This window comes from Caulobacter sp. DMC95 (assembly GCF_056313785.1).
Map to the genome: position 1 here is coordinate 129,056 of NZ_JBQUZP010000006.1, position 11,731 is coordinate 140,786.

The following is an 11,731-nucleotide window of genomic DNA, read 5'->3' on the forward strand; positions in this document are numbered from 1 at the left end:
GCGGGCGGGATCGCCTACATCCCGTCCATGCCGCTCGACGCGCTTCTTGAGGACATCGCCGCCTGCCGCGCTTGCGCGCCCTATCTGCCGCACACGCCTCGACCAGTGACGCGTGTCAGCACCGCGACGCGCATCCTGATCGCTGGCCAGGCGCCTGGGCGGATCGTTCATGAGACTGGCCTGCCGTTCAACGACCCCTCGGGCGTCCGCCTGCGGCAGTGGATGGGCATCGACCGCGAGACCTTCTATGGCCGATCCGAGATCGGCGTGGCGGCCATGGCCTTCTGCTTTCCAGGCACCAACCCCAAGGGCGGCGACTATCCGCCGCCGCCGCGTTGCGCGACCCTGTGGCGCGCGCAGCTCTTGGCGGCGCTGCCCAATATCGAACTGACCCTACTGGTCGGCGGCTACGCCCAGGATTGGGCCTTGGCCGGCCGAACGGGCAAGACCATGACTGAGACTGTCGCCCGTTGGCGGGAGTTCGGACCGAATATCTTGCCGCTGCCGCATCCGTCATGGCGCAATACGGCCTGGCTGAAGCGCAATCCCTGGTTCGAGGCGGAGGTGACGCCCTTCCTTCGCCAGCGTGTCGCGGACATTCTGGGGTCATGAACCGCCGCGCCCTGATCCTGACCGCTTCGGCCGCCGCCTTGTCGGCCTGCGCGCCGCTGCGCCAGCGGCCGGAACTGGTGGCTTTGGGCTTTCGCGGGCCGCGCCTGACCGAAGACGGGTTCGTCAGCTTCGACGGCGCAAAGCTCGGCCTGATGCGCTGGCTGCCGGCTAGCGAGCCTGATTGGGTGGTCGTCGGGCTGCATGGCATGAACGACTATTCCAACGCCTATCATCTGGCGGCTGACTGGTGGGCGGGGAGGGGGATCGCGACCTATGCGCTGGACGTGCGCGGTTTCGGACGCTCGCCCGAGCGCGGCGTCTGGGCGCCGGCCGATCTGGTCATCGAGGATGTCCGCCTGCTGGTGGAGGCGGTGCGGGAGCGTCATCCGAAGGCCAAGGTCGCCTTGGCCGGCATCAGCATGGGCGGCGGATTGGCGATCAGCGCGATGGCCGACCCGAACCCGCCGCGCGTCGATAAGGTCATGTTGTTCGCGCCCGCGGTCTGGGGATGGTCCAACCAGCCCCTGCCCAACAAGCTCAGCCTTTGGATCACCGCGCATACCAAGGGCGACTGGGTGGTCAAGCCGCCCGAGTGGCTGGTTCGCGAGGTCATGCCGTCGGACAACATGGATGAGATGCGCCGCATGGGGCGCGATCCCTTGATGATCTGGGGCGCGCGCTCCGACACCCTCTATGGCCTAGTGAGCCTGATGGAGCGGGCGTGGCGGTCGCCGGGCGCGATCGCGGCGCCAGTTGCGTGGTTCTATGGCGCCAACGACCACATCATCCCGCGCGAGCCGACCGTTGAGGCGGCGAGGCGGCTGGGACCCAGCGGCAGGACGGCCTACTATCCAAACGGCTACCACCTGCTGCTCGTTGATCGACAGGCTGAAACCGTCTGGACGGACGTCGTAGCCTTCCTGCGTGATGGGCCGGGCGCTTGGCCGCCGTCAGGGGCGCGGGCCATTCCGTCCAGCGTGGCGGCGATGACAGCGTTGGACCCGCCCAAGCCGGCCAAGCGCAAGGTGTCGCAAGGTCAGCCTTCGGGCTTGTGAGCCGGGGAAACCCAGCGTACACCGCCGGCCAACTTCATCCTGGCTGAGGCGAGACCGGCAGCATGACCTTGTTCGATTCCCCCGATTTCGAGGGACACGAAGGCGTCCACGCTTTCTTCGACGAAAAAACTGGTCTGAAGTCGATCATTGCGGTCCACTCGACCGCGCGCGGGCCCGCCGCCGGCGGCTGTCGGATGTGGGACTACTCGAGCGCCGGCGCGGCTCTGACCGACGCCCTCCGGCTCTCGCGTGGCATGTCCTACAAGAACGCCATGGCCGACTTGGACTTCGGCGGCGGCAAGGCCGTGATCATCGGCGACAGCCGCAGCCAGAAGACGCCGGAACTGTTCGAGGCGTTCGGTCGCGCTGTCGATAGCCTGGGCGGAAAGTACTGGACGGCCGAGGATGTCGGCGTCTCGCCGTCCGACCTGGAAAGCACGCGCAAGACCACCCGCTTCGTCGCGGGCCTGGAAGGCCACGCGGCCGCCTCGGGCGATCCGTCGCCGGTGACCGCCGAAGGCGTGTTCCGGGGCGTGCGTCTCTGCGTCGAGCGTGCGCTGAACCGTGACCTCAAAGGGGTTCGTGTCGCCATCCAGGGCGTCGGCCACGTCGGCGCCTACCTGGCCGAGAAGCTGCATGCGGCCGGCGCCGAGCTGATCATCGCCGATGTGAACCAAGCGGCCCTGGCCGAGGTGGCCGCCAAGACCGGCGCGACGATCGTGCCGACCGACGCCATTTTCGACGTCGAGGCTGACGTCTTTGCCCCCTGCGCGCTGGGCGGGGCGATCTCGAACGCGACCCTGCCGCGCCTGAAGGTCAAGATCATCGCCGGCGGGGCCAACAACCAGCTGGCTGACGCGATGATCGGGCAGGCCGTGTTCGATCGCGGCATTCTCTACGCGCCGGATTACGTCATCAATGGCGGCGGCATCATCAATGTCGCGGCCGAAATCCGCGCCCTGGAGGCCGGCGGCGCCTTCGACGGCGGCTGGGTGGCGAGCAAGCTCGACCGTCTGGCCCAGACTCTCGCCGAGGTGATCGATCAGTCCATCGCCGAAAAGCGCCCGGCCAACCTGGTGGCCGACGAGATCGCCCGCGCGCGCATCGCCGCCGCACGCGGCTGACGCCTTGGTGACGGTCTCCACGGATTACGCGCCGTGGAGACCGCGAGGCCTAGAGGCAGCGAACGGGCTCTATCGACCGTGGAGCGAGACCGTCACGCCGACGACCGTGTCCTTGTTGGAATAGTCGATCGAGTTCAGCTTTCGGCGTGTCGCCGATAGCGAGACCTGATTGTTGTTCTTGCGATAGCCGACGCCGACCTGACGACTGCCGAACCGCGCGAGCTTGTCTTCGCTGAAACCAGCGTTGCGCCAGCCATTGATGGTGTCGCGCACCATGTTCAGGCTGTAGGCCTTGCCGGAGCTGGCGGCGAACAGCATCCAGCGCCCGCGGCGCAGATCCTCCGCCGACGTCCCGGACTTTGACACGATGTTCGAGGCGCTCAGGGTCAGCCGCTTCACCGCGCTGGACTGCATGCCCAGCGGCGTGAAGGGCAGCGGGGCCCCGCCGATCTCGACCTTGATGGGCTTGGGATAGGGACGGTAGGTCTTAACGTGGGTCAGGGCCAGAACGGGTCGTGGCTGTGACGCGGCGCTCTCGGTGAGAACCCGCGGCGCAGGACGAGCAGGCGGCGGCGTCGCCTGGGCGTAGGCCTTGATCGGCGCGGGCTTTGGCGCCGACGTGGCCGGGGCTGCGCCGGCCAAGCCCGTCTCAGACAGTCCGCCCGCCAGCGCCACGGTCGCAGCGGCCGCTGGCGCCGTTGTTTCGGCTGCAGTCGCTGCGGCGCGCTCGCCGCCGTAACGCGCCGTTGCGATGGGCGCGTCGGGATCATCAACGGCGGTCCCGTCTTTCGGACCGCCCGCCAGCGTCAGGGTCTGGTTGAATTCTTCAGGAACACGAGTCGACCATGCCGTCGCGGTCCCGACAACCGCGAGCCCTGTCGCCACCAGCAGACATCCGAGCGCGACATGTCGCATGCTCGATAGCTCTCCCCCATTCCCTAGCAGGAAGGTTAAGGGCGTCTTAGGGATCTGTACAGCCGCCTATCTCGTCAGTTGAAAGCCTGCGCTGACATGACGCGCTCAAATCGGGCCCCCTAAACCGTTCTCCGATCAGTGTGAAACGGTGATCAGGTGGAAGAACGCTCTAAACTCCGGAGTCGGAGCCCTTTTTTCTCAATCAGATCGGAAAGGGCTCTAGTGCCCCGGTCGCGGCTTGAAGCTGCGTTTTTCCTGCAATCGCACGCATTCTTGCGCCGGTTTCCCGCCATGCTGCGGCTTTGGCGCGGTCTTGGGCAGGCAGAGGCCCTTGTTCGGGTCTTGATTCTGAAAGCCGCTGGTCATGGCTTTTTCTCCCGTACGCTTACTCAATAGCACATTTCTGGGGCGACTTCTTCGGCCAAGCGTACGTCTACGGAGACGTGAAGCCGGGACGCGCCCGGGTCTCCGATGATCGCGCCAGAGACAGGAAGGCTCTCGGCCGGGGTCCGCGTCGCGGCGACGCGGATGAGGTCGGGGGACTCGGCGATGCCGTTGGTCGGATCAAACTCCAGCCAGCCAAGATCAGGCAGAAAGACTTGGCACCAGGCATGCGTAGCGCCCGCGCCTCGGATCTGGGCGCCGGGAGAGTGGATGTAGCCCGTCGCGAACAGCGCCGCGTAGCCCAGCCGGCGCAGACCTTCGATCATCAGCCAGGCAAGGTCCCGGCACGCGCCGCTGCGCTTGAGCAGGGTCTCAACGGGACTCTGAACGCCTTCCGCCTCGCGGACAGCGTAGTCGAACTCGCGCTGAATCAGCCGGTTCATGCGTAGCAGAAAGGTCAGGGCGGGCTCATCGCGATCCGCCTGCAGGCCGCGGAGCCAACGCAGCAGCACGCCATCGGGATCGTCGGTCACCGGCGCGATGAACGGCTCCAGCGTGATGCGATCCTCGCGCGAATAAACAATCGGGGTCAGCGTGTCGGTGCTGGCCAGACGCTGGTGCGCGAGCGGCGCGGGGTAGCGATCGATGACCAGTTCGCTGGCCACCCGCATGCTGTCCGCGCATTCTGAGGGTTGGAACAGGCAAACGCAGTTGCCATTTGCATCATAGCTCCAGCGCGTCGGGCCAGGCGGGAACAGGACAAGCGAGGCTTCAACGATCCGCAGCGCATGGCTGTCGCGTGGGCGGATGATCAGCCGTTGCGGGCCAAAATCGACCGGTCGCTCATAGGCGTACCGGGTCTCGTGAAGGATGCGCAGTCGTCCCATGCCGGGCGACAACGTCCCGGCGCGCGGGAGCGTTCCCGCCCGTGCGTGGTCAAGCGCGGAAGCCCGCCTCGGCGAAGGCCAGCATGCGGTTCAGCAGCGCGGTCACGTCCGCCTCACTGGTCTGCCCCTCTGACAGCACGTTCAACCGATCGAACTCGGCGAAGCGGTTGTTGTGCAGCATGCCCAGGGTGAAGTGCAGTCGCCAGTAGACCTCTTCCGGCGACAGGTCGGGGCGGGCGCGAAGCAGAGCGTCCGAGAAGCGGCGCAGGTGCGAGACATCGGTCTTCAGCACTTGGCGGATCTCGTCAGTGCCCTCGCTGCGGGCGCGGATCAGGAACTGCAGCGAGATACGGCGCTCATGGTCGGGCGCCAGCCAGCGCAGGGGCGGGGTCAGCAGGGCGGCCAGGATCTCGCGCAGCGGCGGTGCGCCGGCGTTACGATCATTGGCCTCGTGCAGCATCTTGGCGCGCTCGCGATTGAGCTCGGCCGTGCGCCGCTTGAAGATCTCGAACAGCAACGCGTCCTTGGAGCCGAAGTGATAGTTCACCGAGGCTAGGTTCACACCTGCGGCGGCCGTGATGTCGCGCACCGAAACGTTCTGGAAGCCGTGCAGCGCGAACAGCCGTTCAGCGGCGACGAACACCAGGTTCTTGGTGGCGGCTTCGGTTTCGCCCGCGTCGACTTCGTGCGAAGCGGCGGCGTCGGTCGTCGGACTCACTACAGATTCCCCTTTACCCGCAGGGAAGTCTTACGGGCGTTCGAATTTGGCGCAAGCGTCAAGATCGTCCCTGTAGCGCGTAACATCGTTCGCGTTTAGGCTTTTCCCGTAGAGCGCGTGGGAGCGACCCGATGATCGGCATGCTGACGGCCATTCTGCTGCTGAGCGAGCAGGCCGGCGCGCCCATGTCGGCAGCCCCGGATGATCCGTCCAAGGTGGACTCGGTCACGATCACCGCGACAGACAAAAAGCCGTCTCCGATGCCGCCATGGTCGCGGAAGATCGAAGGGATCGGCTGGCCGTTTCTGGGCGTCGGCCACGACAAGTCGGTGCTGATGTTCGCCAAGACGGGCAAGACCCCCTCGGGCGCGGACTATCAGCGGGTCTGGGTCCGGCACGAGTTCCGCCTGCCGCAGACCGAAGCCGGGCTGACGTTCCGGTCCGAGCGACTGGCCCAGGACGTCGATTGCAAGGCGCGCGCGTTCCGCAGTCTGGCCGTCTTTCGCTATCCGGAGAACAACCTCGCCGGAGAGCCGTTGGCGTTCAAGTTCGACGAGAGCGGCTGGGCAAAGCCCGAGGCGGGCGCGTTCAATGAGACGGTGGTCGAGGCCGCCTGCATGCAGCCGGACAACGGCGGCTAGCGCCGTTGCTCCGGCGGACCGTTCAGCGACAGGTTCCAAAGATAGACCTGACGCGCCCGCGATCCGGTGGGCAGGCCTTTGAGCTGCTCGATCTGGTCCTTCTCGAGCCGGAACGGACGGTAGCCGCGCTCGCGCAGGCACGTCTCAAGCGCCGGCTTCAGCTGCCGAGCGACCTCTCGCCACGTCTTGTTCATATGCAACTGAGCCCGCGCAGCCTGATCGACCAGCGCTGTGACGTCCATGTTCGTTTGGTTCAGGTTCGGTTGCGTCGGATCGAACGACGATTGCGCGTCAGGCATGGCGGCGTCGGTCATGTAGGCTAGATCAACCGTCGGGATCGACACCGGAGCCTTTGTCTCCGCTTCGTAGGCGCACTCCACAGCATCGGTCCGATATTGAAGAAACGAGATCCCCTGTTTGCCCCAGCTGTCCTTGGCGGCGGCGTTGGCGGCGGGCGCGGTCAAGCCCGCCATCAGGCCTGCGACGAGGATCAGGGGGCGAAGCATGGGCGTGTTCCGACGTTGCTCGCCTGTGATAGCGGTAACGAGGTTCGCCGAGAAGGGTTCAGTGCGTTACCGGCGCAAGGCGCGCCGGGACTCGCGTTGAACGCCGACGCGCCGACCTCAACAACGGCCGTGCCACGGCCGCCGCCAGGATCAGCGGCGACAGCAGCAACGCCAGCGCTTTTCGGGGCGCACTGTCAGCGCGCTTGAGGAAGTAGCGCACCAGGCCCTTGCCCTTGTGCCATTCGATGATCAGCGGGCTCTCGCGGCTGGTCGAGCCGACATGGACCACGCGGGCATGCGGCTGGAAGAGCACGCACCCGCCCTGACCGCGGGCGCGCCAGCACAGGTCGATGTCCTCGACATGCAGGAAGTATCCCTCGTCGAAACCACCCAGGCGCTGGAAGTCGCGGGCCGTCATGTAAAAGCAGGCTCCCGAGATCGTGGGGGTGTCCACCGGGTAGGGCGGGGGGGGATCGCCCTCCCGGTGGATCTCGAAGCGGCGCAGCGGGGGCAGGGTGGCGCTAAGCTTCGAGAGGCTGAGCAGGGTGGTCACGGGCGTGATCTCGCCACGCCGGCCACCCCGCTGTTCGGTGCCGTCAGTGTTGAAAACGCGCGCGCCCACCACGCAGGGCGAGGGGCGATCACGCGCGGCCTCGCGCAGGGCGGCGACCGCGCCGGGCGTTAGGAAGGCGTCGGGATTGAGGAAAACCAGCTCCCCGCCTTTGGCCGACGTCGCGCCCAGATTGGCGGCCCGCGCGAACCCGATGTTGCCCAGGCCCTGCAGCAGCCGCACGCGAGGCTCGCGTTGCGCCAGTGTCCGAAGCCAGGCGGCGTCCGCAAGCGAAGAGCCGTTGTCGACAATGACTAGCTCCTCTGTGAGGGGCTCGGCCAGCGCGTGCCGGATGCTCTCCATCAGGGCGGGACCGGTCATGTAGACGACCATCACGACCGAGAGGCGGGGCTGCATCGCCAGGGCGGCGGCCCGGGAGTGCGCAGGATCAATGGTCAGATACATGGCGACGCTTCGTTCAAAATAGTTGCTTTAAAACTGTATGTGGCGCGATGAGGCGTTGCAAGGGGTGTCGACACGCGGCGCAACAGCTTGTTGCGTTTTTATGCAATGTGTAACAACTAGGGAGCGCCCGCAGTTGGGCGTGTGAGCGGCGTTGCAATGTCACGAACGGCGATGAACCCCGCCAAGGCGGCCTTGACCAAGAGCTTGCGACGCGAGGCCGGCCGTTGGCTGAAGGCCGCGCGCGAAGCCGCCGGCCTGACCCAGGCCGAGTTGGCGGAAAAGACCGGCCTTCGCTACTACACCTTCGTCTCTCAGGTGGAGAACGGCCTTGGTCGGGTGCCGATCGAGGCGCAGGCCGTCTGGGCGCAAAGCCTTGGCCTAGACCCCACACAGTTCGCCCGCACGCTGCTGCGCTACTACGAGCCCGAGCTCTACCGGCTGCTGTTCGACGGCGCTGTCGAGGAGAGCGAACCTGCCGAAACGGTCGAGCCCTTTATCGCCGACCGGGCCGCGCAGGCCTGACGAGCGACGTCATGGGTGAGGTCTTAGCCTTCAGTCCCCGGCCGCCGACCACGGACTGGTCCGCCAATGAGCGGGGCCTGCTGTTGCTGCTCACCCAGCAATTGACCACCAGCTATGGCGAAGTGGACGGCGTGTTCGGCCAGACCGACTCCGGGGATCCCTGGTATGTCGTGACCGACGCCAACCAGGACGTGCTCGTTCACATCGCCCGGATCGACGGTCAGTTCGTCGTGCACGACGCGGCCGTCGACATGTTCCATCAGGTGGGCAGTCTGTGGGGCGCGCTGCGTCAGGTGCTGGCCGCCGGCGCGCCGCAGGAGCAGAGCGGCGTCGTCGTGGCGTTCAACCCCGCCAGCCGCGAGGCGCAGTCGTTCCTGTCGCTGGTGGTCGCGTTTGGTCTCTATCTGGAGATCCGTGGCGTCGAGTTCGGCGGCGCGGGCCGTATTGAGTTCGAAGGCGCGCCGCGTGCTAGCGAGCCGGCGATGCAGGCGCTGGCCTCAAAGCTTATCTCTGCACTGAACTTCGACGCGGCCAAGACGCAATCGGAAGCGGCGGCCGTCGCGGCCACCATAGCCGCCGTCGCTCGAGAGACGGGCCCGCAACCCGTGCCCAAGGCGGCTCCGGCCCCGGACGCCGAGCTCCAGACCGCCGAAAACGAGGCGCCGACCCTTTGGACTTTCCATCTGCCGAACACGCTGCCTGCGCAGGCCGCAGTTGAGCGTGCACGAGCTACGCAGGTCGCCGCCCTAGCCCAGCCGGAGGAAACTGACCGCGGGGCCGAACTGACCGGTAACGGGTTTGCGACCAGCAAGGCGGCGACGCGTGGGACTTCCAGCGATGACGTGCTGACCGGTTCTCATAGCAGCGACGCCATCTACGGCGGCGCCGGCGACGACTATATCGATGGCCACGGCGCTGGGGCGGGCCAAGTCGATCGACTCGATGGCGGCGACGGGAACGACCACATCGTCATGGGCGCGCGCGTCGTCGCCAGCGGCGGCGCCGGCGCTGACACCTTTTTGCTCTCCGCCGAGTCCCCGACGGACCAGATCGCAGGCCTCTTGGGCGTCGTACTCGATTTCTCCGCCGCGCGCGGCGACCAGCTTGAAGTGCAGGGCAAAGGGCAGATGACGGTGGTCAGCTCCACCCTGGTCGCCGATGTCCTGGCGGCTCACGGTCAGACGCTGGGGGAGCCGGGCGTCACCGTCGCAGCCGAGGCCACTCAGCCGGTCGCGGGCGCCCGCGTCGGCTTTGACATCAATGGCGATGGCCGGGAAGATGTCTTCATCCTGCTCGGCGGCGCCAGCGCCACCAGCTTCCAGGTTGGCATGACCGTCGCCAACGACTACGCCGCCTCGCCGTTGGAGCAGGTCTCCCTGGTGGGCCAGCCGAGCCCAGACGTGGGCCTAGTCGGCGAACCAGCGCCGCGCGGCTGAGCGGATGCCCTAACCCCGCACCAACTCCCGCATCGCCTTGTCCAGGCCCTCGATGGTCAGCGGGAACATCCGGTCGCCCATGATCTGGCGCATGACCCCGATCGACTGGGTGTAGTCCCAGTGGCGCTCGGGCGTCGGGTTCAGCCAGATGCAGCTCTGATAGATCTCGGTGACGCGCTGCATCCAGATCGCGCCGGGTTCTTCGTTCCAGTGCTCGACGCTGCCGCCCGGATAAGTGATCTCGTAGGGGCTCATCGTGGCGTCGCCGACGAAGATCACCTTGTAGTCGGCGGGGAACTTGTGGAGCACGTCGAAGGTCGGGATCTTCTCGGTCTGGCGACGGCGATTGTCCTTCCAGACGGCCTCATAGAGGCAGTTGTGGAAGTAGTAGAACTCCATGTTCTTGAACTCGGTGCGCGCGGCGCTGAACAGCTCCTCACAGAGCTTGATGTGGCTGTCCATCGAGCCGCCGATGTCGAAGAACAGCAGCACCTTGATGGCGTTGCGACGCTCGGGGCGTAGCTGGATGTCGAGATAGCCCTTCTCGGCGGTGCCCTTGATGGTGCCGTTCAGGTCGAGTTCCTCGGCCGCGCCGGTGCGGGCGAACTTGCGCAGGCGCCGCAGGGCGACCTTGATGTTGCGAGTGCCCAGTTCGACGCTGTCGTCGAGGTTCTTGTACTCGCGCTTGTCCCAGACCTTCACCGCGCGGCCGTGGCGGCTCTTGTCCTGGCCGATGCGGACGCCCTCGGGATTGTAGCCATTGTTGCCGAACGGGCTGGTGCCGCCCGAGCCGATCATCTTGTTACCGCCCTCGTGGCGCTTCTTCTGCTCGCGTAGGCGCTCCTGAAGGGTCTCCATCAGCTTCTCGAAGCCGCCCAGCGCCTCGATCTGGGCCTTTTCCTCGTCGGTGAGGAACTTCTCGGTCAGGGCCTTCAGCCACTCCTCGGGAAGGTCGGCGGCTAGGCCGTCATTCACCGTCTCCAGCCCCTTGAACACGTGGCTGAACACGCGGTCGAACTTGTCGAGGTTCTTCTCGTCCTTCACCAGGCTGGCGCGCGAGAGGAAGTAGAAGTCCTCCACCGAGCGGTCGATGACGTCCTTGTCCAGCGCCTCCATTAGCAGGAGGTATTCGCGCAGGCTCACGGGAACCTTGGCCTGACGGAGCTCGGTGAAGAAGTTGAGGAACATCGGCGCGGCTTTCGAACAGATGTTCGGATTGTGAAGCGGAACGGCGTGCCGCGCAACGCCCCCTCCGTCTCGCCGCGTATCCGCGGCGATCCACCTCCCCCGCAAGCGGGGCAGGAGGACTGGCTTTTTCCTCCCCTGCGAAGCGGGGGAGGTGGCCCGCAGGGCCGGAGGGGGCGCAGTTCCGCTCCCTCACCCCCGCCGCAGAATGAACTCGAGATCGTTCGTCTCGCCCACCGGGAAGAAGTACTCGCCGACCTTCTCGAACCCCAGGCGGCCGTAGAGCTTTTGCGCGCCGTAATTCTCCGACCACACCCCGATCCACAGCCGGCGCGGGCCGGCGGGCTCCAGCCAGTCGAGCGCGGTCTTTAGAAGTGCTGAGCCCCGTCCGCCGCCCTGGTGGCTCTTGAGCACATAGATCCGCTTCAGTTCGCCATCCTCCGGCGAGACCTCGTCATGCGGTAGGTCGCAGGGGCCGGCCAGGGCGTAGCCGATCGCTTCGCCGTCCTCATCCTCCATCAGCCAGGTCGCCTTTTCGGGATGCAGGATGTCGTTGCGCGTCCGCTCCAGGCCATAGGCGTAGGCCAGGAAGGTCTCCAGATCCTCGGGCGGGTAAAGGTGGGCGAAGGTCTCGCTGAAGGTGCGCGCGCCCAGGCTCGACACCGTGTCGGCGTCGTCGATCGTGGCCCTACGGATGGTGTACGAGGCGGTGGTCGGATCAGCGTTCACAG

Annotated in this window: 13 protein-coding genes; 6 read left to right on the forward strand and 7 right to left on the reverse strand. The window is 66.4% G+C overall.

All coding sequences use genetic code 11. From position 1 onward, the window contains the following. Nucleotides 1-27 precede the first annotated feature (27 nt). The 3 genes from ACT53N_RS15030 to ACT53N_RS15040 all read left to right on the forward strand — a co-directional run bounded on the left by ACT53N_RS15030 (nt 28) and on the right by ACT53N_RS15040 (nt 2,791). Nucleotides 28-612, forward strand: a complete 585-nt coding sequence (locus ACT53N_RS15030; protein WP_476064647.1) for a uracil-DNA glycosylase family protein — start codon at nt 28-30, stop codon at nt 610-612. Next, nucleotides 609-1,667, forward strand: coding sequence for a lysophospholipase (locus ACT53N_RS15035; RefSeq protein ID WP_476064648.1), 1,059 nt, complete (start codon nt 609-611; stop codon nt 1,665-1,667). The genes ACT53N_RS15030 and ACT53N_RS15035 overlap by 4 nt, the downstream gene beginning before the upstream one ends. Before the next feature lie 62 nt (nt 1,668-1,729). Then, complete coding sequence (locus tag ACT53N_RS15040) at nt 1,730-2,791, forward strand: Leu/Phe/Val dehydrogenase (protein ID WP_476064649.1); 1,062 nt, start codon at nt 1,730-1,732, stop codon at nt 2,789-2,791. 69 nt (nt 2,792-2,860) lie between these two features. On the opposite strand, the gene ACT53N_RS15045 is transcribed toward ACT53N_RS15040, so the two are convergent. From ACT53N_RS15045 to ACT53N_RS15055, 3 genes are all read right to left on the reverse strand, one after another. Beyond that, complete coding sequence (locus ACT53N_RS15045; protein WP_476064650.1) at nt 2,861-3,706, reverse strand: hypothetical protein; 846 nt, start codon at nt 3,704-3,706, stop codon at nt 2,861-2,863. A 389-nt stretch (nt 3,707-4,095) separates the two neighbouring features. Then, nucleotides 4,096-4,977, reverse strand: a complete 882-nt coding sequence (locus ACT53N_RS15050) for a transglutaminase family protein (protein WP_476064651.1) — start codon at nt 4,975-4,977, stop codon at nt 4,096-4,098. Between the two features lie 49 nt (nt 4,978-5,026). Next, nucleotides 5,027-5,695 (reverse strand): TetR/AcrR family transcriptional regulator, encoded by a 669-nt coding sequence (locus ACT53N_RS15055; protein ID WP_476064652.1) that lies wholly within the window; start codon nt 5,693-5,695, stop codon nt 5,027-5,029. Between the two features lie 131 nt (nt 5,696-5,826). Here ACT53N_RS15055 and ACT53N_RS15060 point away from each other — a divergent pair, with 131 nt between their 5' ends. Further along, entirely contained in the window at nt 5,827-6,336 is a 510-nt protein-coding gene (locus ACT53N_RS15060) for a surface-adhesin E family protein (protein ID WP_476064653.1), read from the forward strand. Here the strand turns inward: ACT53N_RS15060 and ACT53N_RS15065 are convergent. After that, complete coding sequence (locus tag ACT53N_RS15065) at nt 6,333-6,842, reverse strand: hypothetical protein (RefSeq protein ID WP_476064654.1); 510 nt, start codon at nt 6,840-6,842, stop codon at nt 6,333-6,335. The genes ACT53N_RS15060 and ACT53N_RS15065 overlap by 4 nt on opposite strands. Before the next feature lie 58 nt (nt 6,843-6,900). Then, on the reverse strand, nt 6,901-7,857 hold the full coding sequence (locus ACT53N_RS15070; RefSeq protein WP_476064655.1) for a glycosyltransferase family 2 protein: 957 nt from the start codon (nt 7,855-7,857) through the stop codon (nt 6,901-6,903). A 156-nt stretch (nt 7,858-8,013) separates the two neighbouring features. Between ACT53N_RS15070 and ACT53N_RS15075 the strand changes: the two genes are divergently transcribed. Together ACT53N_RS15075 and ACT53N_RS15080 are read left to right on the forward strand one after the other, a co-directional pair. Continuing rightward, complete coding sequence (locus ACT53N_RS15075; protein WP_476064656.1) at nt 8,014-8,379, forward strand: helix-turn-helix domain-containing protein; 366 nt, start codon at nt 8,014-8,016, stop codon at nt 8,377-8,379. Nucleotides 8,380-8,390: 11 nt separating this feature from the next. Beyond that, nucleotides 8,391-9,815 carry a calcium-binding protein gene (locus ACT53N_RS15080; RefSeq protein WP_476064657.1) on the forward strand — a complete coding sequence of 475 codons (1,425 nt, stop codon included), beginning with the start codon at nt 8,391-8,393 and terminating at the stop codon, nt 9,813-9,815. 9 nt (nt 9,816-9,824) lie between these two features. Here the strand turns inward: ACT53N_RS15080 and ACT53N_RS15085 are convergent, their stop codons facing one another. Continuing rightward, complete coding sequence (locus ACT53N_RS15085) at nt 9,825-11,003, reverse strand: vWA domain-containing protein (protein WP_476064658.1); 1,179 nt, start codon at nt 11,001-11,003, stop codon at nt 9,825-9,827. 189 nt (nt 11,004-11,192) lie between these two features. Then, on the reverse strand, nt 11,193-11,729 hold the full coding sequence (locus tag ACT53N_RS15090; RefSeq protein ID WP_476064659.1) for a GNAT family N-acetyltransferase: 537 nt from the start codon (nt 11,727-11,729) through the stop codon (nt 11,193-11,195). Nucleotides 11,730-11,731: the final 2 nt, after the last annotated feature.

Excerpts from the sequence above, each read along its gene's own strand:
- ACT53N_RS15030 (WP_476064647.1), top strand. The coding sequence starts at position 28 with ATGCCGCTCGACGCGCTTCTTGAGGACATCGCCGCCTGCCGCGCTTGC.
- ACT53N_RS15035 (WP_476064648.1), top strand. The coding sequence starts at position 609 with ATGAACCGCCGCGCCCTGATCCTGACCGCTTCGGCCGCCGCCTTGTCG.
- ACT53N_RS15040 (WP_476064649.1), top strand. The coding sequence starts at position 1,730 with ATGACCTTGTTCGATTCCCCCGATTTCGAGGGACACGAAGGCGTCCAC.
- ACT53N_RS15045 (WP_476064650.1), bottom strand. The coding sequence starts at position 3,706 with ATGCGACATGTCGCGCTCGGATGTCTGCTGGTGGCGACAGGGCTCGCG.
- ACT53N_RS15050 (WP_476064651.1), bottom strand. The coding sequence starts at position 4,977 with ATGGGACGACTGCGCATCCTTCACGAGACCCGGTACGCCTATGAGCGA.
- ACT53N_RS15060 (WP_476064653.1), top strand. The coding sequence starts at position 5,827 with ATGATCGGCATGCTGACGGCCATTCTGCTGCTGAGCGAGCAGGCCGGC.
- ACT53N_RS15065 (WP_476064654.1), bottom strand. The coding sequence starts at position 6,842 with ATGCTTCGCCCCCTGATCCTCGTCGCAGGCCTGATGGCGGGCTTGACC.
- ACT53N_RS15070 (WP_476064655.1), bottom strand. The coding sequence starts at position 7,857 with ATGTATCTGACCATTGATCCTGCGCACTCCCGGGCCGCCGCCCTGGCG.
- ACT53N_RS15075 (WP_476064656.1), top strand. The coding sequence starts at position 8,014 with ATGTCACGAACGGCGATGAACCCCGCCAAGGCGGCCTTGACCAAGAGC.
- ACT53N_RS15080 (WP_476064657.1), top strand. The coding sequence starts at position 8,391 with ATGGGTGAGGTCTTAGCCTTCAGTCCCCGGCCGCCGACCACGGACTGG.
- ACT53N_RS15085 (WP_476064658.1), bottom strand. The coding sequence starts at position 11,003 with ATGTTCCTCAACTTCTTCACCGAGCTCCGTCAGGCCAAGGTTCCCGTG.